The sequence below is a fragment of the Nostoc sp. LPT genome, from assembly GCF_017115165.1.
Lineage (GTDB): Bacteria > Cyanobacteriota > Cyanobacteriia > Cyanobacteriales > Nostocaceae > Nostoc.
Genome location: NZ_JABXKF010000003.1, coordinates 17,258 through 39,687 on the forward strand (window position 1 = coordinate 17,258; position 22,430 = coordinate 39,687).

The following is a 22,430-nucleotide window of genomic DNA, read 5'->3' on the forward strand; positions in this document are numbered from 1 at the left end:
TGAAAAAGAATGTAGAGAGGTAGCAGTGCTAACTCTCTACAAGGTTTCTGGATAAGGCATAATGGTTAAAAAATCAGGATGAGCTTTGGTGAATAAATATACCAATTATTCTAAATTACCGATCAATTCTGACTCCTAAATCTTGGGTACTGAATTCTTATACCAATTCAATTAATGATTGCAACACATCCTTGGGTAAAGACGCGATTCATCGCTTCTCTACAAATGGTCTATTTATCGCATTCTTTTTTCAAATTGGTATTACTATTAATAAATTATAACTTTCATGAATTAACGCTCGAAAACATACTTATGTATTAATAATTAGCTGCTAGGAGATTTTATACATGAATCATGATGCTTTCATTGTTTCGCCAGGTTCAAAGATTTCTCTGAAAAAAAACTATGACCCAGCTTATAAAACTGATTTTCATGAAAAAACTGATGCTGCAACTAAATTACAGGTAGATGTTGAACGACTAGCTAATTACCAAAATATTCTCTATGCTCAAAATACCTATGCTCTGTTGATTATTTTTCAAGCAATGGATGCTGCTGGCAAAGACAGCACAATTAAACACGTGACTTCTGGTGTTAATCCGCAGGGATTTCAGGTGTTTAGTTTTAAGGGCCCTAGTGCGGAAGAATTAGACCATGACTACTTGTGGCGCTCAATGAAAGCTCTGCCAGAAAGAGGAAGAATTGGCATATTCAACCGTTCGTACTATGAAGAAGTACTAGTGGTTCGCGTCCATCCAGAAATGCTTCAAAAACAGCAACTTCCTCACTTGACTAATGGAAAAAAGATATGGAAACAGCGTTTTGAAGAAATCAATAACTTTGAAAAATATTTGGTTGATAATGGTGTAATCATTCTGAAGTTTTTTCTAAATGTCTCTAAATCAGAGCAGAAAAAACGCTTTTTAGCACGGATTAACTCTCCTGATAAAAATTGGAAGTTTTCAGATAATGATGTCCGAGAACGAGCTTTTTGGGATGATTATATGAATGCTTATGAAGAGGTTTTTAATAATACTAGTACTAAATGGGCGCCGTGGTATATTATTCCTGCCGATCGCAAATGGTTTACCCGCCTGACCGTTGCCAATATTATCTGCACAAAATTAGAGGAACTAAATCTGCAATACCCAACAGTTAGTGAGGAACATAAGCAGCAACTTTTGGAGGCGAAACGTATTCTAGAGCAGGAAGATTAACCTGTGAATTTGAAAGGTAAAGGCAAAAAAATACCGAAATAGTTAAAATATACTGTATAATATATGTAAATACGAATAAAAAAATTATAACTTAATTAATGCTATTTGTAACTAAAGAAGTTACGCAGATAGTTATAGGCGCAAAATTATGATTGAGATGGCAGAAAATGCCAAAAAGCATCTACCTCACTTTACTAATGCTGCCTTTGATATAGTGGCGATCGCAGCCTCAGCCGGACATGATATGAGGCATTGGTACAATCTATGGTTATTGGTATCCAAGGCTTTTTAGCGAAACCCTTCACCACTGATCAATTATTGAACTTTGTCCAAAAAATAATTCCGTTAAAATCAATTTGCTAGGATACTCAGCGAAATTTAAATTCTGGAGTTTTTTAACTCTGTGCTTACTCAGTTACCAACTATCAACGTCCTGAAACAGCCCACTAGCTTTGCTTGGGTTGAACAAGCGATCGCTAACTTAGATATTATCTTACTTGACCACTCCCACTGTGAACGCAAAGCAGCAGGCGTGGCCTTGAACATGATGTTTCGCTACCCTTCCAATACTAAAATGGTACGGGAGTTAACTGCGATCGCCCGCGAAGAACTAGAACACTTTGAGTTAGTTAACCAATGGTTAGAACGCCGAAATATTCCCTTAGCTCCCCTACCACCGCCTCCATATGGCGCGGGTTTAAAATCTCAAGTACGCCCCAAAGAACCTGAGCGATTTCTGGATTCCTTACTAGTCACTGGTTTAATTGAAGCTCGCTCTCACGAGCGCCTGGGACTATTAGCTGCTCACTGTCCAGAGCCAGAGTTAGCAAAATTTTATCGTGGGCTAATGGCATCCGAAGCGCGTCACTACGGTATATATTGGGTTTTAGCTGCTACTTATTTCGACAAAGAAATTGTCATGCAACGGCTTGATGAATTAGCAATTGTCGAAAGCGAGTTGCTAGCGACTTTGCACCCAGAACCTAGAATTCACAGTTAGTAGACTAACCCAACAGATATGAAGCTTCAGCTAACACACCTGAGACTGCTTGTCTCCAACTACAAAGATTCTTTTCTGTTTTACCGGGATCTGCTGAAATTTGATGTCGATTGGGGCGATGAAGATAGCGGATATGCTGAGTTTAATGCCGGATATCTCAAGCTGGGTTTGTTCAAAAAAGAATTAATGGCTGAAGTAGTCCCAAGAATTGAACAGCCTTCGTATGTTGTCAATCGAGATAAAATTGTCTTGATTTTGGCAGTCGATAACGTGGATGAAGTCTATGAGCAAGTAAAGGCTCAGAATGCGGTCGTTGTGACTCAACCACAAGATCGCCCAAGCTGGGGAATCCGCACAGCTCATTTGCGCGATCCTGATGGCAATCTCATCGAAATCTACAACAATCTAGGAATTGTTAGTTAAAAGTTCCTGCCAACAACGTTATGAAGTAATTAATCATGAATTAGCATGATACACAAATGGCTTTCTATTGTTGGCATTGGGGAAGATGGATTACAGGGGTTAAGCGCGATCGCTCTTTCTTTACTCGATCGAGCCAAAGTAATTGTAGGAGGCGATCGCCATTTAGCAATGCTCCCTACAGACGATCGACGTGAGAAACTAGTCTGGACATCTCCCATTAGTGCTTCGGTAGAGGAAATCATCCAACGTCGGGGTCAGTCAATCTGCGTACTTGCAAGCGGCGATCCGATGTGTTATGGCATTGGTGTCACCTTAATCCGGCGAATTCCCGTCTCTGAAATGACGATTATTCCCGCACCTTCAGCCTTCAGCCTCGCCTGTGCCAGGGTGGGATGGTCTTTAACTGAGGTGGAAACCTTGAGTTTGAATGGTCGTCCATCCTCCCTACTCCAGTCTTACATTTATCCGGGAGCGCGGCTGTTGATTTTGAGTGAGGGGAAAGACACACCAACGCTTGTTGCTCAAATTTTGACAAATCGCGGCTATGGTGGCAGTAAGATCGCTGTATTGGAGCGTATGGGCGGCACTCATGAAAGAATTGTGGAAGCTACGGCTGCATCTTGGGGTGAAACTGAAGTTGCAGTGTTGAATGCGATCGCAGTTGATTGTATTGCTGATACTGGAGTTATCCGATTACCAAGATTACCAGGATTACCAGATAACGCCTACCACCACGATGGCCAATTAACGAAGCGTGAAGTTAGGGCAATTACCCTAGCAGCTTTGGCTCCCACACCGGGAGAATTATTGTGGGATGTGGGCGCGGGTTGCGGCTCAATTTCAATTGAATGGATGCGGAGTAATGCTCGATGTCGAGCGATCGCGATCGAACAAAACTCCTCTAGACTACTGTATATTGCCGATAATGCCGCCACTCTCGGAACTCCAAATCTGCAAATCATTGAAGGTAAAGCGCCCCATACCCTGAAAGATTTGCCAGCACCAAATGCCATTTTTATTGGTGGTGGGGTGACAGCAACGGGACTTTTTGATATTTGCTGGGAAGCACTACAGCCGGGTGGACGTTTAGTAGCAAATGTTGTCACGGTAGAAGGTGAGCAAACTTTATTTAAATGGCATGAACGAGTCGGAGGCAATTTAACTCGTATTGCCATTCAGCGAGCGGAACCTATTGGTAAATTTTTAGGTTGGCGAGCAATGGCGGCTGTGACGCAATGGGTAGTAGTGAAGTCTTAAAAATTCAATAGTTAAAGTTATAAGTGCGTAGACGCTTCGTCTTATCGCAGACATCGCTTTTGTAATTTGGTTATAACTTACGTAAATTCTTGCCTTGTTATACGCGGTATAGTTTGTAAAATGTATTTTGCTAAGACCATAAAGCATTATAAGTATATTCTCTACCTCTACATAATACAGCAAAATGAATATCTGCTATACCTATAATCTGCTGTAAATTGGTGATTAATACACTTAATTTTTAGCACATCACAAAATCGCTGTGCTCACTGATAGTAGTAACTCTGTTCTGGGTATACTAAACCATAGAAAGAAAATTATCATAACTAGATGCAATGTTAATAGAATCAAGCGAACTATTTATAATACTTGGCTATCGCATTATTAAGCAATTATATTCAGGTAAAAAAACCTTAGTTTATCGGGCTATCAGAGAAAAAGATCAGCAATCAGTTATTTTAAAATTGATGCGTAATGAAAATCCTAGTTTTGCTGAAATTAATCAGTTTCAGAATCAATACACCATTACCAAAAATCTTGAAATTCCAGGCATAGTCAAACCAATAAGCCTAGAAAAATACGACAATAGATATATTATAGTAATGGAATATTTTGGGAGTATTGCCCTTAATATCTGGCAGCAAGAAGAGCATAAAAAAGGAAAAAATTCTATTTCCTTGAGTGAGTTTTTTGATATTGCCATTGAAATTAGTGCAACTTTGGAACGGCTACATCACCATCGGATCATTCACAAAGATATTAAACCTGCTAATATTTTGATTCATCCGATAACAGGTAAAACCAAGATCATCGATTTTAGTATTGCTACTCTATTACCAAAAGAAATTCAATTTCTCACAAATCCCAACGTCCTAGAAGGAACTCTAGCTTATATTTCCCCTGAACAAACAGGACGCATGAATCGAGGTATAGACTACCGTACCGACTTTTATTCCTTGGGTATCACCTTCTTTGAACTTTTAACAGGGCAGTTACCCTTTAGTACAACTGAACCGATGGAGTTAGTCTACTCTCACATAGCCAAAGAACCGCCAAAAGCCAGCTATATTAACTCCAATATTCCCACAATTTTATCTGATATGATCGGCAAGCTGATAGCAAAAAATGCCGAAGACCGATATCAGAGTGCTCATGGACTCAGGTATGACTTAGAGAAATGTCAAAACCAATGGCTAGAGAAACAAAATCTTACAGTCTTTGAATTAGGAAGTCGGGATATTTCAAATTATTTTGCCATTCCTGAAAAACTTTATGGTCGTCAAAGAGAGATTGAAATTCTACTTACTACTTTTGACCGGGTGACAAAGGGAAACACGGAAATGGTTTTAGTCTCTGGTTACTCAGGGATTGGTAAAACTGCTGTGGTGAACGAAGTCCACAAACCCATTGCTAAACAGCGTAGTTACTTCATCAAAGGAAAATTTGACCAATTCCAACGTGATATCCCGTTGTCAGGATTGGTACAAGCTTTGCGGGATTTAATTGAGCAAATACTCTCCGAAACAGATGCCCAAATTCAACAGTGGAAAACCAAAATCTTATCGGCATTGAGTACGCAATCTCAGGTAATCATTAATGTAATTCCTGAACTTGAAATAATTATTGGCAAACAACCTGTATCTGCTGAACTTACTGGTAGCGCTGCTCAAAATCGCTTCAATTTATTGTTTCAGAGATTTATCCAAGTGTTCTCTACTAAAGATCATCCTCTGGTGATCTTTTTAGATGATTTGCAATGGGCTGATACGGCTTCCTTGAAGTTTATTCAATTATTAATGGATGGAACTTCTTCTCGCTTTGCTAAGGATACAGAGAATATATCTGAAAGTAAAGGTAGTTTACTACTCATTAGCGCCTATAGGGATAATGAAGTTTCAAATCTACATCCGCTACATTTAACACTACAAGAAATTGCTAAGACAGGAGGAATAATTAATACAATTAAACTCTTACCTTTAAGTCAGATTGATTTAAATCATCTAATTGCTGACATGCTGCGTTGTCCAGAAGCCATTGCTGTGCCTCTGACTCAAATAGTGTTTTTCAAAACTAAAGGAAACCCTTTCTTCGCAACTCAATTTCTCAAGTTATTGTATGATGATGGATTAATTGAATTAAATTCTGATGCTGGTCATTGGAAGTATGATATTACCAAAATTAAAACTTTATCTCTTACAGATGATGTAGTAGAATTTATGGGCATACAAATAGAAAAATTGCCTAAAAATGTACAAAATGTATTAAAAATATCTGCTTGTATTGGTAATGAGTTTGACTTAAAAACATTGTCACTCGTTAATGAAAAATCTTTAATAGATACTGCATCTGACTTATGGCAAGCATTACTTGAAGGATTGATTGTTCCTCAGAAAGATGGTTATAGTTTTGCACCAGAAAATGATAGACAACTATTAAGCTTTTCAACTAGAGAATCAGAAAATTTATCAACTACTAATTCCCAAATACCTAAATATAAATTCGTACATGACAGAGTTCAGCAAGCAGCTTATTCTCTAATTTCCAAAGACCAAATCAAGCAAATGCACTTAAAAATTGGGTTGCTTCTCTTGAAGAATACCCCAGTTACCGAACGGGAAGAAAATATTTTTGAGCTTGTCAATCATTTCAATATTGCAGCTGAATTTATCACCCATCAAGCTAAACGTAATGAGTTGGCTGAAATGAGTCTAATTGCTGGACGTAAAGCTTTAGTATCAACAGCTTATTCTTCAGCACTTAAATATTTAACTACTGGAATTGAGCTACTAGCAGATGATAGTTGGGATAGTAAATATAATATTACCTTAGCTTTATATAATACGGCAGCAGAAGCGGCATATCTCAGTGGTGACTTTGAATATACAGAAAAATGTGTCCAGGTTGTGTTGCTAAAAGCGAAAACTCCACTAGATCGAGTGAAAGCTTATGAAGTTAAAATACAGTCTTATGGTGCACAAGGAAAAGAACTGGAAGCTGTCCATATTGCAAAAATATTTTTGAAAACTTTGGGAGTAGAGTTTCCTACAAATCCCAGTCAATCAGATATTCAGTTAGCAATAGAGACAACATCTGCAAAATTGGCTAATAAATCCATTCAAGACTTAATTGAACTGCCAGAAATTACAGAAGCGCAACCACTGATAATCATGCGTATTCTATCTAGTACAATTGGTCTTGCTTATACAGTTGCGCCGGAATTATTACTATTTATTATTCTAAAACAGATCAATTTATCAATCAAATTTGGTAATTCTCCTTTGTCTGCTTTTGCGTATGTGATGTATGGAGTAATGTTGTGTGGGGTAATAGGAGACATTGATTCTGGATATAAATTTGGGAAACTAGCTGATAGTTTGTTGCCTAATTTCCAAACAAGAGAAGTAACTGGGAAGGTTGTGGAAACATTTAATCATCTTGTCAGACATTGGAAAGAGCATCTGAAGGAAACATTGAAACCTTTACTTGAGGCTTATATGACTAATCTTGAAGTAGGAGATATGGAATTTGCAGCTTATGCTCTTTATGGTTACTCTCAACATGCATACTTTACAGGACAAGAACTAATAAAACTTGAACAAGATATAGAAATATATAGCAATACTATTAAGCAAATAAAGCAAGAAAGAGTATTTTATTGGAATGAAATATTTCGGCAGACAATTTTGAATCTTCTTGGAGATGTTCAAAATCCGCAGAGTTTAATCGGTGAAGTCTATGATGAAGATAAAATGCTACCACTTCATCTGAAAGCTCAAGATGGAGTAGCACTTTTTTTCCTATATTTCTGTAAACTTCACATATCTTATCTGCTGGCTGATTACTCTCAAGCTCTTAAAAATACAGTCATGGCAGAAAAGTACTTATATGCTGGTGTCGGCATGTTCGTAACTGCTCAATTTTATTTCTACGATTCATTGACGCATCTAGCAGTATATTCTGATTTCGATGAACCTGAACAAAAAGAAGTCCTTCATAGAGTGACAGAAAATCAGAAAAAAATGCAAAACTGGGCAGATCAGGCTCCCATGAATCACTTGCATAAATTTTATTTAGTAGAGGCAGAACTGCATCGAGTTCTTGGTCAATATCTGGAAGCGATAGATAATTATGAATATGCTATTTCCCTTAGTAAAAAAAATGAGTACATTAACGAAGAAGCTCTTGCCTGTGAATTAGCTGCTAAATTTTATCTTGAATGGGGCAAACAAAGAATTGCCCAACTATACCTCACTGATGCCTACTATTGCTATGTTCGCTGGGGAGCATTAGCCAAAGTTTATGACTTACAAAAACGCTATCCTCAATTACTTCTTTCCATGATTCAGCAAGAAGAACTTAGCTATTCTAACAGTGAAAAGAATCTACCTGAACTGAGCCTACATCTATCTACACTTAGCAATAAATCTACTCTAGTGACGAATGAAACTGTCATTGGCTCTAACACTAGCATTTCAGATATGTTAGATTTGGAAACTGTCATAAAAGCTTCTCAAGCAGTGTCTGGAGAGATTGAATTGGAGGCACTCCTTTCTACTTTAATGGAAGTTGTGATGGAAAATGTAGGAGCTTCTAAATGTGTGCTGATATTAAGTGAACCTAATAACTTAGACTTAACTGTTGCTGCAATTAGTTCTGGTTCTACTTTTAGAGATACTCATACAGAGTTTTTATATATTCCTTTAGAATCTAGCGATCTTGTTCCTATCTCTTTGATTAATTATGTCAAACGAACCCAAGAAATATTAGTAATTGATGACATTAAATCTAAAGCTGCTTTTGCAGTAGATAGTTATATTAACCGTGAGGAACCAAAAAGTATATTATGTATTCCGATGCTTAATCAAGGTAAATTGCTGGGGCTGATTTATCTAGAAAATAATTTAACTACAGGAGCATTTACACGCGATCGCCTAGAAGTTCTCAAACTCTTAACTATCCAAGCTGCAATCTCTTTAGAAAATGCCATTCTCTACAATAATTTGACTGAAGCGAATGAGCAATTGGAGGAATACAGTCATGTACTAGAGGAAAGGGTGGTAGTAAGAACAGCAGAACTTAACGAAAAAAATCAGCATCTGCAAGCAGCTCTAGAAGAATTACAAAGTACCCAAAGTCAATTAATCCAAAGTGAGAAAATGTCTTCTTTAGGGCAAATGGTGGCGGGAATTGCCCATGAAATTAATAACCCGATCAATTTTATTCATGGTAATATTACTCACGCAAGTGATTATGTTCAACAATTGCTAGATTTAATTAATATCTATCAGCAACAATATCCCCATCCCTCAGCAATAGTGGAGCAAAAAATTGAGCAAATGGATGTACAATTCTTGAAAGAAGACCTCCCAAAGGTGCTCGATTCTATGAAGGTAGGAAGTTCCCGTATCCGAAATATTATTCTGAGCTTACGTAATTTCTCTCGTCTAGATGAATCGGAAATGAAGGCTGTAAATATTCATGAAGGCATCGACAGTACCTTAATGATTTTGCAGCACCGACTCAAAGAAAAAAGCGTAGACGCAAAGCGGCTTGTCGATAGACATCGCCCAGAAATTGAGGTCTTTAAAGAATATGCACAACTGCCGAATGTTATTTGCTATGCCGGTCAACTCAACCAAGTGTTTATGAATATTTTAAGTAATGCGATCGATGCTTTAGAGGACTATAACTATGGAGAAAATTCTCCCAGCAAAAATCCTCAGATTCGTATTCGTACTGAACTAGGAGAAGTAAACACGTTGAAGATTCGGATTGCTGATAACGGTTATGGTATGACTGCACAAATGCAGCAGAAAATATTCGATCCATTTTTTACCACTAAGGCAGTAGGAAGTGGTACAGGGTTGGGGTTGTCAATTAGCTATCAAGTGGTAGTGGACAAACACAAGGGTCAGTTAAGCTGCAAATCAACTCCGGGAGAGGGAACTGAGTTTGTGATTGAGATTCCAATGCAACAGTGAGACAAGCTACCGTTACTGAAAAATTTGGCGTTGCATAATGACGGTATGAATCATTGCGAAACTGGAACATCCCAAATAGATGGTTTACAGCGATCGCTTCTTCATCATTCTCTAGAAGTAAAGATTATTTTGCGTTTTTGAGCCTTAATAAGCGGATAATGAAGGTTTAAGAGTTTTCGGCGTCGAGATCGTCACAGCAAGAGGTAGTGGTTATTTTTTCCCACGAATTATTTCTAAAAGAGCAGGAATAGCAGAAAAATATGACTAAGCTCATCTTAATTACAGGTATCAGCAAAGGTCTAGGTTATGCGATGACCGAAGGTTTTATTCAAGAGGGACATACTGTTATTGGTTGCGCTCGTTCATCAGATGCTATCGATAAAATACGCCAGAAGTTTAGCGCACCCAACGATTTCACATCTGTAGATGTGGCAAATGAACAGGTTGTAAAAAAATGGGCAGAACACGTACTTCAAAAATATGCACCGCCAGATATAGTGATAAATAATGCGGCAATTACTAATTACCCAGCACCTTTGTGGGAAATACCATCCGAAGAGTTTTCCGATCTAATAGATATCAATATTAAAGGAGTAGTGAATATAATTCGCCATTTCGTACCAGCAATGGTAAAAAACAAACGGGGTATTATTGTTAACTTTAGTTCTGGCTGGGGACGTTCTACTTCAGCCCAAGTTGCACCATACTGTGCTTCCAAGTGGGCAATAGAAGGATTAACTCGTTCTTTGGCACAAGAATTGCCAACTGGGATGGCAGCTATACCTCTTAATCCAGGGATTATTCATACAGATATGCTCTCTATTAGCTTTGGAGAAGAAGCCGCTAATTATACACCCGTGTCCGATTGGGTGTTGAAAGCTGTGCCATTTATTCTCAAGTTAAAACCAAAAGATAATGGGATTCCTTTGACTGTACATTAACCTTGAATCTCAATTGCGATCGTTATAATTAGGTGCTGACAGTTGAATCATCTCAGAAAAACGTGAATATTTAACCGCATCGTTAGGGGGATAATCCGCCGACACTGCAAGTAACCCAATTTTTATATCCTCGAAATAAATCACACCCCCAATACGTCCTTCAACTTGGAAAGCTCCATGAAAGAAACGATACGCAGCTATGTAGATCGAGAAAAAGTCAGTAATCTTTATTGCCCTGCCAAACATCTGCTGACAAGTTTTTTGGAGGACAGCATCTAGGTATTCATTATAGGCAGGCTCACCCAGGTCAGTGAATTCCGGCAGATCCGCAAAATGATCCATATAAAATAACCAGATGCAAGACAAGTCTGCGTCATTCGTCAGTTTTTGCTTAAGTTCCTGCAATCGGTCGATTTTCATAGTGTGGATATTGAGGAGATGGGGCGAACAGACAGCACTGTTAAAAATCTACCACAGCGATCGCACTCCAGCGACCTTTGCCATGTTCCGGCCCATCCGTCAGAGTCCAATCAATCCAAGTTCATTCTTGCAACTTTCAGATATGCATAGAGTGGATACTCGAAAACCTTAAGAATAACACTCCGGTGGATAGAAGAAACGGACTTCCAGAAAATAAATTATCCAATAATGAACAGCGAAGACGATGATTCAAAGTCTTCCTCCTCTGCTCCCTCTGCTTACACAGCGATGGGATAATTTATTTCTTGTTAGTCCCTAAGGATTCCCGCTTCCACCCGCCGCACCGTACACTTGCCCGGTAGCATAGCTCGACTCCTGTGAGGCAAGGAGCACGTAGATGGGGGCAAGCTCCGCTGGCTGTCCGGGACGTCCCATCGGTGAGTCACCGCCGAACTTCTCGACTTTACTCTGCGGTTGACCGCCGCTGACCTGGAGCGGTGTCCAGTAAGGCCCAGGTGCGATCGCATTTACACGGATGCCCTTTTTAGCAAGCTGTTTTGCCAGTGACTTGGTAAAGGCTACCTGCGCCGACTTGGTTTGTGCATAGTCAAGCAGGTTCTCGCTAGGGTCATAGGCTTGGACTGAGGAGGTATTGATGATGCTTGCACCGGGACTGAGGTGCGGCACAGCAGCTTTGGTGATCCAGAACATCGCGTAGACGTTCGTCTTGAATGTTGAATCGAACTGCTCGGTCGTGAGATCGAGAATTGAGTTAACAGAATGCTGTTTACCAGCGTTGTTGACCAGAATATCGAGTCCGCCGAGTTCGCGCACGGCGGATTCGACGAGCTGATTGCAGAAGTTTTCGTTCCGAATATCGCCTGGAATCGCCACCGCCTTGCGTCCTGCTGCCCGAATCAGTTGGATCACCTCGCGGGCATCTGGCTCCTCGGCAGGGAGATAATTGATCGCAACATCAGCGCCTTCACGCGCAAAGGCGATCGCTGCTGCCCGACCGATGCCAGAATCGCCGCCTGTGACGAGCGCCTTGCGTCCCACTAGCCGTCCAGAACCCTGATAACTTGTCTCACCGTGATCGGGTCGCGGGGTCATTTTGCTGGCAAGACCAGGTGGCTCCTGCGGTTGTTGCGAAAAGGGCGGAGTCGGATATTGCTTAACTGGGTTCTGCTTGACAGACTGGTTGGGTGTTTCCTGTTTGGGTGTCACTTGTTCGTTTACTGGGGTAGATGTTTGTTGTGCGAAGACTGGTACCGTTTGCGCTGCGACAACGCCAATGGATAGCCCGCCGAGAACTTGACGGCGTGAGGCTTTTTTGAAGATATTTTTTTGTTCCATATTAGGTTTCTTAACTTGGATTTCGCTCCACTGATTAGAGGACGTTTGATTCTTTGTTCTTGCTAGTTAACAATAAACTATGTATCCTTTTACCCAACCTCTAACTTTAGAATGAGATTAGTTGTAAATTATTGCTGTGTGTTTCCGAATACAAATGTATTTAAATAAATTGAGAATTTATCTCATGGCAAATCTATCTAAAGTAATGCTTAATAAGACCTCGATACAAAACTTTAGCTAGATATACATGGTTTCATTCAGCTTTTAGTTATTGGAGCGATTTTGTGCTTTATCTATCACTAAAATGAAGCATTAAATAATTTGTAATTCGTAATTAATTGTAATGGGTATTTAATCCTAACACAAAACTTGCCGATTATAGAACCGAGGACTTAAACCCACGGAAATAGTTAAATAAAGTCTCTTAATTAGAGTATCGGATAGGTAATAAAAGCCCAAATGGATAACTTGACGAAACTAGAGTATTACCGTGCGGAGACTAGACACGAGTTTAGCCTATTAGGACAACGAGTGAGTTGGTATGTAACTTGTCAATCGTTTCTAATCATTGCCTTTTCATCAGGGATGAGTAATTCCAATGTCTATTTTAGGTTAGGCATAGGTTTCATACTTCCTACACTTGGCATTATTACCTCCATACTGATAAAGCCTTCTATTGATGGAGCGATCGCCATTATCAATAAATGGGGAGTTAAGGAATATGAAGTGCTGCAAAATGAAGATTTAAAAGATTTTAAGATCAAAAGGGCATACGAAAAGGTAAAGTCTAGCTCTCACAGAGAAGTTGAACAGAGAACGGACATAATACAGAGAGAAAGCCTTAAGTTTGCCAAACTCGTTCCCGTTGTTTTTATCTACGGATGGATCTGTCTTTGTCTTCTAGGTGTCGCTGTCAACCTGAAATTTTAAAGCAAGCATTAAATCCACCCAATTTAGTAGGGCTAAAGCAAGTATTAAGAATATCAAAGGCGATCATTCCTTTTGGACTCATTAAAAAATATATTGAGTGGCAGTTTCTTTTAGTTCACAGATTTCTTTAGCGTAAATGCAGACCCTAAAGAATGACCCTACCTTTTGGCTTAAATCAGAAACCTGACGAACGATCTTGCCTTCCTAATGGACTACGGGGCAGAGATGATGGTTGAGATTACCCGCTTTTGGGCGAGTATTGTCACCTATAATCCTGACCTCGATCACTACGAAATTTGTGGTGTGGTTGGGTCTGATGAATATCACACTGCTTATCTAGATGCCAAAACTCCCGGCATCAACAATAATACCTACACAAACCTAATGGCAGTCTGGACGCTCTGTCGAACGCTACCTTGGGTTACACGCTTACGACGGTAATATTCGCCTCGATCCATCCCTGCCAACTTCACTAAAGCGATTTCGCGTTAGCCTTCAGCATCAAGGGAACGATTTAGAAATTGAAGTCATTGACAGTCATCTGAATCTAATCGCATCGCCAATTAACTCATCATCCGTCCAAATTATTTGCTGGGGTAATGTGTGGAATGGATTCTGGTAGTATATCCAGAGTAAACCCAATTAACTCATCATCCGTCCAAATTATTTGCTGGGGTAATGTGATGGATTTACAACCTGGTACTTCAATTACTTTCAACCTGCTAGATTCGGTTTCCTCAGTTAAGAACCATTGAAGGATGTAAATTTTGAGATTGAGAGGTAGATATTCTTTAAAAATTTAAAATATGGTTCAGTTGAGAACTTTACCAAACCCTATTAGGGAAATATCAACGAACGCTTCTTTCTGACCTCTACACTTGCCGCGATCGCAAAATCATTGAGAGATGGATGTTGTTTTTGTTTTGCTTGTAATTCCTCGCCCAGATGCTTGTAGGCAGATGGATCAATTGGCATCAGAAACTCCCCAACCAAGTTCCCTGGTTGACGGCGGCTACTCAGACCCATATCCTGAAGCAACTCATCAATGTAATGGAATGTAAAAGGAGTTACACATGCGCCACTGACGAAAGCATAGGGTCTATCTTTCTTCCTCCATTCCAACTCTGCTGTTACATCCTCTAGCATCTGTTGCGGGGATGGTAAAGGTAAATTCCCTTTGACATACTCTGATAACCATCTAGCACCAATTTCTGCTGATAACTGGGCACAGAAAGTATAGTTATAACCAACAAAACCCATCTGTGGAATCTGGGGGTGAATGAGATGGCGGTAAAGATGGATAGTACCTTCGTGATCAAATACGTGTCTGTGGTATTTCTCTTCTAAAAAAGGGATATCCTGAAGAAAACCCGTGCCAAAGACAACAACATCTGTCTGTATTTTCTCGCCGTTATCCAATTCGACGCCACTAGCAAAAAACTTGTTGATTTTTGTCTTCACAGCACGAATTTTACCCGCGCGTACATATTCAAAAAAGTTTTTAGGTACTAAACCGATACTACAACCAATCAATTTGTTCATCGGTTGTTTGGGCACCATTCCACAAGCATCAAGGGGAAACTGTAAGCGCAAGATAGTCTCATTTAGCCGCCAGAATGCCCACACCAGTGGCTTCCCAAAACTATGCAGCCACTTTTCCCATCCTTGAAGTTTATGATAGGGCATCCAAATTTCTGCAAACCGAGTCAGAAAAATATACTTGATGTTCAACAGACCGAGAAAGAAGTTGGGAACTTTCCACAGCGCTTGACGGAAGACAAGGGTACATTCCTTGGCCTTGCTAGCTGCGAGATTTGCCAAATCAGTGGCTGACTTGCCAAAACCGACAACAACCACTCGCTTGCCCTCAATTACAGAGCCGTCATTAAAGTCGTTAGTATGTATTACTTGACCTCCGGCAGCAATGAACTCTTCCATCCCCGGCAAGTTAGGAATGTAGGGAATATCATAAGTGCCATTGCACACAATCACAAAGTCGAACTCGTAATTTTGTTTTCCGATCTCCTTACCATCTTCTTGAAAGCTAACATTGACTATCCATCCAGAAGTATTTGCTGATTTGCGCTCCACTTTAGTTACTTTTGCACCGAAGTGAATTTTTTCTGTGACACCAAAGTGTTGGGCATAGGATTCAAGGTAAGCGCATATTTGCTCTCCTGAAGGCCATTCTGGATAAGAGGCAGGCATAGGAAAGTCTGAGAAAGCATAGGTGTCTCTGGGATTTTGGATCGATAGTCCTGGGTAAGTTCTCGATCTTTCCCAGACACCACCAAGTCCCTGCCGTTTCTCGAACAATGTCACTTCGTAACCTTCCTCAAGAAACGTCTTTGCTGAGACTAATCCGCTGACTCCAGCCCCAATCACGCATACTTGTTTCACTGTCATCTTGGATTCTCCTAAATTATGAAATTAGTGCAGGAATCTGATATGAGCGATCGCTAACCACACTCAGATACTCCGACTGTTCTTGTGACTTCATTACATAAGTTAAGTATTCATACTGAGATGGTAAAGTTGAAGTTAGGTAATTGGCTCTTTCCCTAATTTCCATAAATGCAGCCTCGGCGTTGTGATTTCTGATATGTTCTAAAATGGGAAGACTGCTTTCAGGCATGTAATTTAGCCCCAGCAACATTACCGAATAAGAGTAAGACTCAAAGCCGTGGTATTTCGGGTTAATAGTCTTATTACTTGGCAGTCTATTTTTCCATAACCTTAATTTTTCCTGTAGTTCTTCTGGAACTTTGATATTGTTCTTAGTTGCTTTCCAGAATTCTGTGTCGGTGCGATCGCTAGCATAATAATGAAGTGTCAAAAATTCTCGCACACCATCTATGCAGTCAGCGACAACTTTGTTATAGCTGTGAATTAGTTCTTGATTGAAAGATTTGCTGGGAAAGTGGTTAACTAACTCTTCAATTCCATGTTGAATGAAAAAGATGCCAGTAGATTCTAGTGGTTCCACAAATCCACTGGAAAGCCCAATTGCTACACAGTTTTTCACCCATGAGTTTCTGTTACGTCCAATCCGCATCTGGATATGAGAGGCTTGACGATTATTAGCAGCGGCTCCCAAATGCTGGCGAAATTCCTGTTCTGCGTCCTCAGCAGAAATGAATGCACTTGAATAAACATACCCTGTACCATCTCTACCATACAAAGGTATATTCCAGACCCAACCAGAGGAAAGTGCAGTTGAGGTGGTGTAAGGGTTGATGCCATCTTTTTTGATATCAGTTGGTATCTGCATTGCGATCGCGCGATCGCACAATAGTGAATCTGAATAAGAAATGAATGGCTCACCAAGCGCTTTGTTGATCAAAAGACCACGGAAACCAGTACAGTCAATAAAAAGGTCGCCACTGAGAATGCCATGCTCTTTGGTTGTAAGACTATCTATGCTCCCATCCTCAGTTAACTTAATATCCACCACATCATCAACAATTTGCTTCACTCCCCTTTCCATTGCATAATCTTTCATGAATCTTGCGAGTAGATTCGCATCAAAATGATAGGCATAGGGGTACTGAATCTTTAACTTATCCAAGATATTTTTCTTGGCGATATGCTCTTGAGAAAATTCATTTTGAACTTTGTTATCAAAAACTTTACCATCTAAATATCTCGGCGATAGTTGATGGTCGCACAGCCAGGGAATTAGAAAGCAGGCATAATCAAATGCTTCTTGGTCTTTCTTCATTTTCAGCCACCATTCAGAGATATCAAAGCCGTCGATTACTTCATATCTCTGGAAAGGATGGTAGAAGTGTTGCTCTTTTGCATTCCAGTTGACAAACTTAATTGCCATTTTATATGTGGCATTACACTTTGGCATCCATTCATATTCTTGTAGTCCAAGAAAATCAAAGAATACTTTGATGGTACTAAAAGTTGCTTCTCCAACACCAATTTTTGTGATATTAGATGATTCCACCAGAGTGATTTTAATATTTTTATCTAGTGCTTTACTTAAATAAGCTGCCGTCATCCAACCGGCTGAACCACCACCAACAATTACAATATTTTGTATATTATTTAACATGCTTAAAATTCCTCTTTCAATATATAAGTCAATTTCAAAAAACTTGCTTAATAACTTATGCAGGTTTCAATTGCTGCTCAATTTTGTGAGTTTCAGCATATACCAAAAGCTCATTTGTAAATTGTGTAAAACCTGTAAATAAGTTCTCAACTAATTCAAAAGCTTCTTGTCGAGTTGCTTCTGATAGTTGAATATCTTGTAAAAATTGCTCTATTCCAGATGTACCCGTGATGTGACCAGTTTCAACATTCAGATGAAAATCTGCAAAATATCGGCATGGTTTTTGAGTAATTGCTTTAATTTCTTTGCCAATCTCTGCCGCTGTTGAAAACATTATATTACCCGTCGCTTCGAGAACCTCAATAACTATGATTTTCTGAAGAGGAGTAGCATTTGAAGTATATTGATATAGCTGATAATTTAGCCAGCGAGCATTCTTAGTTTCTTCACTCCAAAGGAATTTTAATGCATCACTAAATTTTAATGATTTATCAAGTTCTAGGTTTTTCAAATCTTCCAAAAACCACAACCAATGATGGTCATCTTCATAAGTATGTTTGTTAATTAATGTCTGAATTGGATCGTTTGTTGGTTCTACTCGCAAAAAATACTTATTAAGTTCTCCAAAATTCATAATAAAATGAGCAGCAGATGGTGCCCAAGCTAACCTTTGTATAGGGTTTATACTTTTGTTTTGCATAAAATGAAATAAGGGTAGTTGAGCATATTCTTGTTTTTTTTGTTCAATTAATGCTAGTAATTGTTGCATTTTTAATCATACCGATTTTTAATGTTTAAGATGAAAGTAAAATTAAATTTTCTGCTTTGTTTTAGTCAGGATAATCTACCCCAGTTTTGGTTGTTAAATCCCCAAACTTTTTTTGATAGTCATTAGAACAAAACCCACTATTTGAATAACAAATAATATCAAATTTGTTATATGGTAATACAGGTTAGTTAAGGGTTGGTAGATAATTAGTCTTTTAAGAGGTGATAAGTCGCGTCTCTACATCAGGGTTTTATGCTTATCTGAACTGTATTTTGTTATATCGTATTAAGGCTAGCGCTAAATTGTAACCAGCTAATTTACTGTTATTTGTTTTTATTTTAACTTCAATATCTCTATGTAATAAACGCAGCTTTTACTTAAGTAGACTGGTTAAGAAATGGTCTTACCTGAGCGTTTCCTTTACCCAGAAAAACCAAATCAGTCAGTTAAGCGTTCTACCCTAGCTAAGATTTGAAAGCAGACTCGTATATACTTGGAAAGGCTTTTAGATTTGTTATAGCTAAATATAGTATCAATAATTACTTCCAATACTCTACTGCTACTGTAGACTCAGTAGTACGCCCAAATTTTTCTGGTGCATATTGCAAATGTACTTAATTATTTAAACAAAATGTATTAAAAATTACAAATTAAGCTAAGTAATGGAGGCTATAAACTCCTGGTTCTAAGTGGTCGGCGTAGGCGATAATGCGATCGCCTTCTCTTCTCTGAGTACCGATAGTGCGTAGGCGTAGCCCGTTGTAGACATAGCTGTTGTTTCCAAACCTCATTGACTATCAATCACTGTCTGTGGATGCACAATGACAATACCTGCTGTGCTGGTGAAATCATCTGTATTGAAAGTCAGCAAATGCGTTACTCCATGTGTCAATATCACAGCAATTAATCGCGCATCGTGGACACGCTTACCCATAACTTTATAAGTGGTGACGTAACTCAACCAATAGGTGAATATCTGCGGATTGTCTTCAAGTAACGTAAATTGATCAAGAATTTGTTCCACCTCTGTGTGTGTCTGTTCGGCATTCCATCCCAAACCATTGACAGCAATTGGGCGAGTCGCAACTGCCCAAAACTCTATCAGCACTTGAGGAGTAATGACACACTCCTCGCCTTGTGCTAAAAGTCTAGCAATTGCTTCCAACGCCAGCACATAGCTTGATGAAGCAGGATCGCAAGCACGCAATAGAATGTTGGTATCCAGCAAGTAATGAATAGTCAATCGTAGATATTCTCCCGGCGCAAAGCCTCATCAGGCAAGCCTGGACTGTTAGCTGAATGACTTGCAGCCCACCTCCTCCACTTTGCTGCTTTCTCTTCTGGAGACAATATGCGTGAACGTTCAGGACGCAAAATCAGTACATCTCCCTGAAATTCTAAGCTGTAGAGTGTCCCAGGTTGTAGTTTTCCCAGCACCTCAGATGGTAAATACAAATCGCCATGTTCGTTGACTTTGAGAATATGTGTCACTGCCTCGATCTCCCATAGGCTTTGAACATTTATAGATTCCCTTTCTTACATCTTAAGTTGTCACGACTTATCCTCAACCACCAATGTAGACTCAGCAGTACGCCCAAATTCTTCTGGCGCATATTGCAAGTGAACTTGGGCACCAGGCCAAGAAAATGTACCAGGAGTAACAGAACGGACTAAGTAATGTAGGCTATAAACTCCTGGTTCCAGGTGGTCGGCGTAGGCGATAATGCGATCGCCTTTACAATAAAGGCAGATATATGGTGATGCTACCAGTATTTAGATACCTAGAGATAATGATAACTGAATCCCAGCAGCAAGTCTTTTTTGCTTGGCTTCAGCTTTTAATCTTTTGTCTGCTTTGTAAATATTCTCTATAACTGGTATAAGTTCAGCTTTATGCTTAGGCATATATAAATCCAACGCTTTACAAACAGCTTCCACGGGATGGACATCGTGATAACGAATTTGGTTAGCTGCTAATTTACTCATAGCTGAATAATCCATTAAAGGACGTGTATCGTAATAGTCTCTGATAGCAGCATTTTGAGAAAGATTATTCTGTTTTTTAATTTCTCTAGACTTTAGTCCTTGGAGACATTTATTTAACGCATCATTGGTATCCGCAAAAATCATTCTAGAAGTACTATGTTTTTCCTGCCACAGTTGTACAGCCGATATAAGCTCTGGATGGTTTTCAATTTTTAATATTTGTCTAACAGTAAATCGCTCTTTATGTACAGCAAATTCTTGCTCAAAATCATTAGGTATGGAAGAGCCAGAATTAGCCTTCCAACCAGTCTTCTGGTGAATAAAAACCCGCATTCCAAGATGTTGAATTAGCTTTAATGCATGTTGTGCCTTAATATTACCTCCTGGTTGTCTTGGTTTTGACCACTTTGCATAATACTCAACCACCGCAGCACAAAATCTATCTTCTACAATGTCTCGCCCCTGTCCATCTGAATACTCTGTAAGAGTTAACATCATGCCAGCGAAAGGTTTCAAACATGGAGATAGATTATTATTGTTAGGGTCAGATGCTCTGACTTTTCTAATCAATTTACTTACACCAGTTTGACCTTTACCTACAAACCTAGCTAATCCACCATGAGACATTCCTGATTGTCCCGTGCTTTTTACTGTGAAGTATTCAGCACCATCTTCATCCACACCACGTAATAAGTCTTTGGAAAAATTATGCTCATTACCAGACTTTTTCAATAGTTGTCCCACAAAACACTCCTTTGGATGAAATATAATTAAGGGTTTACTGAAAGATGTTTGCTGTTGAGTTGCGAAATTGACTTGGTAGGCGTATCAATTGATAGGGGTAACTCTGCACTTGCTTCAGGTGATTTTATCTCTACTAGAAAATGCTCCGAGTCATCAAGTTTTGCTAGTCTTCCTTCCTTTACACCCCGATTTAACTCTGCAAGCAGAGAGTTTCTAGCTCTAGCTAACTCGTCAGGTGAACAAGTTTCAAAAATTATCTCGGTCAATTGATTAATATGTAATCCGCTTGGATAATTAACTAAAATCTGTCTTGCAATTGTGACATATCCTCTAGTTCTTTTGTACTGAGGACGTTTCATATCTTTTGGAAGACGAAAGTCTTGTACAGATTGACTTTTGGTTGAATGAACCTCACTGATTGAAACATCGACACAAGATAAACCTTTGATGTACTGCTGGTAATCTTTAGCATTCAATTCCTCGCCATGAGTAGCCATTAAGCTATCAATAGTTGACTGGATTTTCTTGGCTAAAGCCTCCATGATAGATGCCTCGATTTGAGCCTTTGCAGCAATTTCTCTGAGTCTTACAGCATCTTCCTCAGTCTGGGCAAGTTTATTTTTTAACAATGAGAGAAGCAAATTGTTGTCCATAATGACAACTATTATACATATTCTTGAGTTTCTTGCAAAATTCCAAGAAATTATTTTATCAAATTTATCAGGAACTGAGATTAAGCTATGATAAGCTTTAAAACTCAATATTTATATCTTGCAAGAATCCACAAGAAAAAAGCGATCGCTTCTCTCAGTAGCGGTAGTGCCATCGTTCTTGTTACAAAAGCTCATATAGTCAATCATAGATATTCTCACGGCGCAAAGCTTCATCAGACAAGTCTAGACTGTTAGCTGAATGACTAAGTATCACTGTAGATTCAGCAACAGGTTTATTCCAACCAGTCTTGTGGTGAATAAAAACCCGTATTCCAAGATATTGAATTAGCCTTAAAGCCTCTTGCGCCTTAATATTACCTCCTGGTTGTCTTGGCTTTGACCACTTAGCATAATACTCAACGACCGCAGCACAAAATGCATCTTCTACAATAACTCGCCCTTGTGTATCTGAATACTCTGCAAAGGTCAACCTCATGCCTGCAAAAGGTTTAAGGCATGGAGGTAGGTTATTAACTGTCGGATTGGATAGTCTGACTTTAGCAATTAATCTACTTATAGCTGCTGGAGTTGTATCCACAAATCTAGCTAGTCCAGACTGAGACATTCCTGATTGTCCAGTAGTTTTGATAGTAAAGTATTCAGTACCATCTTCATCAATACTACGCAATA

The 22,430-nt window shown here is 39.2% G+C and carries 22 protein-coding genes; 10 read left to right on the forward strand and 12 right to left on the reverse strand.

The features are described from left to right. Positions 1–347 precede the first annotated feature (347 nt). From HWQ58_RS00505 to HWQ58_RS00535, 7 genes are all read left to right on the forward strand, one after another. A complete protein-coding gene (locus tag HWQ58_RS00505; RefSeq protein ID WP_292856527.1) occupies positions 348–1,217 on the forward strand; it encodes a polyphosphate kinase 2 family protein in 870 nt (289 codons plus the stop codon). 148 nt (positions 1,218–1,365) lie between these two features. Continuing rightward, complete coding sequence (locus HWQ58_RS00510) at positions 1,366–1,509, forward strand: hypothetical protein (protein ID WP_292856529.1); 144 nt, start codon at positions 1,366–1,368, stop codon at positions 1,507–1,509. A 111-nt stretch (positions 1,510–1,620) separates the two neighbouring features. Next, positions 1,621–2,217 (forward strand): tRNA isopentenyl-2-thiomethyl-A-37 hydroxylase MiaE, encoded by a 597-nt coding sequence (gene miaE / locus HWQ58_RS00515; protein ID WP_292856531.1) that lies wholly within the window; start codon positions 1,621–1,623, stop codon positions 2,215–2,217. Between the two features lie 18 nt (positions 2,218–2,235). Beyond that, positions 2,236–2,640: a VOC family protein gene (locus HWQ58_RS00520; RefSeq protein ID WP_292856533.1), complete on the forward strand. Its 405-nt coding sequence runs from the start codon at positions 2,236–2,238 to the stop codon at positions 2,638–2,640. 45 nt (positions 2,641–2,685) lie between these two features. Then, positions 2,686–3,897 carry a precorrin-6y C5,15-methyltransferase (decarboxylating) subunit CbiE gene (gene cbiE / locus HWQ58_RS00525; RefSeq protein WP_292856535.1) on the forward strand — a complete coding sequence of 404 codons (1,212 nt, stop codon included), beginning with the start codon at positions 2,686–2,688 and terminating at the stop codon, positions 3,895–3,897. Between the two features lie 335 nt (positions 3,898–4,232). Further along, entirely contained in the window at positions 4,233–9,878 is a 5,646-nt protein-coding gene (locus tag HWQ58_RS00530; RefSeq protein ID WP_292856537.1) for an ATP-binding sensor histidine kinase, read from the forward strand. Between the two features lie 260 nt (positions 9,879–10,138). Then, positions 10,139–10,819, forward strand: coding sequence for an SDR family oxidoreductase (locus HWQ58_RS00535; RefSeq protein WP_292856539.1), 681 nt, complete (start codon positions 10,139–10,141; stop codon positions 10,817–10,819). Between the two features lie 9 nt (positions 10,820–10,828). Here the strand turns inward: HWQ58_RS00535 and HWQ58_RS00540 are convergent, their stop codons facing one another. After that, the gene (locus HWQ58_RS00540) at positions 10,829–11,239 is read right to left on the reverse strand and encodes a hypothetical protein (RefSeq protein WP_292856541.1); all 411 of its coding nucleotides are present in this window, start codon (positions 11,237–11,239) and stop codon (positions 10,829–10,831) included. Positions 11,240–11,554: 315 nt separating this feature from the next. Further along, entirely contained in the window at positions 11,555–12,595 is a 1,041-nt protein-coding gene (locus HWQ58_RS00545; RefSeq protein ID WP_292856543.1) for an SDR family oxidoreductase, read from the reverse strand. Positions 12,596–13,054: 459 nt separating this feature from the next. Between HWQ58_RS00545 and HWQ58_RS00550 the strand changes: the two genes are divergently transcribed. From HWQ58_RS00550 to HWQ58_RS38270, 3 genes are all read left to right on the forward strand, one after another. Then, a complete protein-coding gene (locus HWQ58_RS00550) occupies positions 13,055–13,525 on the forward strand; it encodes a hypothetical protein (protein ID WP_292856545.1) in 471 nt (156 codons plus the stop codon). 183 nt (positions 13,526–13,708) lie between these two features. Next, on the forward strand, positions 13,709–13,966 hold the full coding sequence (locus HWQ58_RS00555; RefSeq protein WP_292856581.1) for a hypothetical protein: 258 nt from the start codon (positions 13,709–13,711) through the stop codon (positions 13,964–13,966). Positions 13,967–13,985: 19 nt separating this feature from the next. Next, positions 13,986–14,147, forward strand: coding sequence for a hypothetical protein (locus tag HWQ58_RS38270; protein WP_366837108.1), 162 nt, complete (start codon positions 13,986–13,988; stop codon positions 14,145–14,147). A 215-nt stretch (positions 14,148–14,362) separates the two neighbouring features. Here HWQ58_RS38270 and HWQ58_RS00560 read toward each other — a convergent pair whose 3' ends face one another. The 10 genes from HWQ58_RS00560 to HWQ58_RS00600 form a co-directional block, all read right to left on the reverse strand. Further along, positions 14,363–15,931: an NAD(P)/FAD-dependent oxidoreductase gene (locus HWQ58_RS00560; RefSeq protein WP_292856547.1), complete on the reverse strand. Its 1,569-nt coding sequence runs from the start codon at positions 15,929–15,931 to the stop codon at positions 14,363–14,365. A gap of 16 nt (positions 15,932–15,947) precedes the next feature. Continuing rightward, positions 15,948–17,588 (reverse strand): tryptophan halogenase family protein, encoded by a 1,641-nt coding sequence (locus HWQ58_RS00565; RefSeq protein WP_292856548.1) that lies wholly within the window; start codon positions 17,586–17,588, stop codon positions 15,948–15,950. Positions 17,589–17,643: 55 nt separating this feature from the next. Beyond that, positions 17,644–18,357, reverse strand: coding sequence for a hypothetical protein (locus HWQ58_RS00570; protein WP_292856549.1), 714 nt, complete (start codon positions 18,355–18,357; stop codon positions 17,644–17,646). 650 nt (positions 18,358–19,007) lie between these two features. Further along, complete coding sequence (locus HWQ58_RS00575; protein WP_292856551.1) at positions 19,008–19,148, reverse strand: hypothetical protein; 141 nt, start codon at positions 19,146–19,148, stop codon at positions 19,008–19,010. Beyond that, the gene (locus HWQ58_RS00580; RefSeq protein ID WP_292856553.1) at positions 19,145–19,600 is read right to left on the reverse strand and encodes a type II toxin-antitoxin system VapC family toxin; all 456 of its coding nucleotides are present in this window, start codon (positions 19,598–19,600) and stop codon (positions 19,145–19,147) included. The genes HWQ58_RS00575 and HWQ58_RS00580 overlap by 4 nt, the downstream gene beginning before the upstream one ends. Further along, the gene (locus HWQ58_RS00585; protein ID WP_292856555.1) at positions 19,597–19,848 is read right to left on the reverse strand and encodes a hypothetical protein; all 252 of its coding nucleotides are present in this window, start codon (positions 19,846–19,848) and stop codon (positions 19,597–19,599) included. The genes HWQ58_RS00580 and HWQ58_RS00585 overlap by 4 nt, the downstream gene beginning before the upstream one ends. 60 nt (positions 19,849–19,908) lie before the next feature. Further along, a complete protein-coding gene (locus tag HWQ58_RS38275; protein WP_366837110.1) occupies positions 19,909–20,130 on the reverse strand; it encodes a hypothetical protein in 222 nt (73 codons plus the stop codon). After that, positions 20,131–21,087, reverse strand: a complete 957-nt coding sequence (locus HWQ58_RS00590; RefSeq protein ID WP_292856557.1) for a hypothetical protein — start codon at positions 21,085–21,087, stop codon at positions 20,131–20,133. A 26-nt stretch (positions 21,088–21,113) separates the two neighbouring features. Next, on the reverse strand, positions 21,114–21,848 hold the full coding sequence (locus tag HWQ58_RS00595; RefSeq protein ID WP_292856559.1) for a hypothetical protein: 735 nt from the start codon (positions 21,846–21,848) through the stop codon (positions 21,114–21,116). Positions 21,849–21,939: 91 nt separating this feature from the next. Then, positions 21,940–22,428 (reverse strand): hypothetical protein, encoded by a 489-nt coding sequence (locus HWQ58_RS00600; protein ID WP_292856561.1) that lies wholly within the window; start codon positions 22,426–22,428, stop codon positions 21,940–21,942. Between the last annotated feature and the right edge of the window lie 2 nt (positions 22,429–22,430).

Bases quoted from the DNA above. Each gene is read 5' to 3' on its own strand.
- HWQ58_RS00545 (WP_292856543.1), bottom strand. From the start codon at position 12,595: ATGGAACAAAAAAATATCTTCAAAAAAGCCTCACGCCGTCAAGTTCTC.
- HWQ58_RS00510 (WP_292856529.1), top strand. From the start codon at position 1,366: ATGATTGAGATGGCAGAAAATGCCAAAAAGCATCTACCTCACTTTACT.
- HWQ58_RS00520 (WP_292856533.1), top strand. From the start codon at position 2,236: ATGAAGCTTCAGCTAACACACCTGAGACTGCTTGTCTCCAACTACAAA.
- HWQ58_RS00540 (WP_292856541.1), bottom strand. From the start codon at position 11,239: ATGAAAATCGACCGATTGCAGGAACTTAAGCAAAAACTGACGAATGAC.
- HWQ58_RS00565 (WP_292856548.1), bottom strand. From the start codon at position 17,588: ATGTTAAATAATATACAAAATATTGTAATTGTTGGTGGTGGTTCAGCC.
- HWQ58_RS00570 (WP_292856549.1), bottom strand. From the start codon at position 18,357: ATGCAACAATTACTAGCATTAATTGAACAAAAAAAACAAGAATATGCT.
- HWQ58_RS00550 (WP_292856545.1), top strand. From the start codon at position 13,055: ATGGATAACTTGACGAAACTAGAGTATTACCGTGCGGAGACTAGACAC.
- HWQ58_RS00535 (WP_292856539.1), top strand. From the start codon at position 10,139: ATGACTAAGCTCATCTTAATTACAGGTATCAGCAAAGGTCTAGGTTAT.
- HWQ58_RS00560 (WP_292856547.1), bottom strand. From the start codon at position 15,931: ATGACAGTGAAACAAGTATGCGTGATTGGGGCTGGAGTCAGCGGATTA.
- cbiE (WP_292856535.1), top strand. From the start codon at position 2,686: ATGATACACAAATGGCTTTCTATTGTTGGCATTGGGGAAGATGGATTA.
- HWQ58_RS00530 (WP_292856537.1), top strand. From the start codon at position 4,233: ATGTTAATAGAATCAAGCGAACTATTTATAATACTTGGCTATCGCATT.
- HWQ58_RS00505 (WP_292856527.1), top strand. From the start codon at position 348: ATGAATCATGATGCTTTCATTGTTTCGCCAGGTTCAAAGATTTCTCTG.
- HWQ58_RS00575 (WP_292856551.1), bottom strand. From the start codon at position 19,148: ATGAGGTTTGGAAACAACAGCTATGTCTACAACGGGCTACGCCTACGC.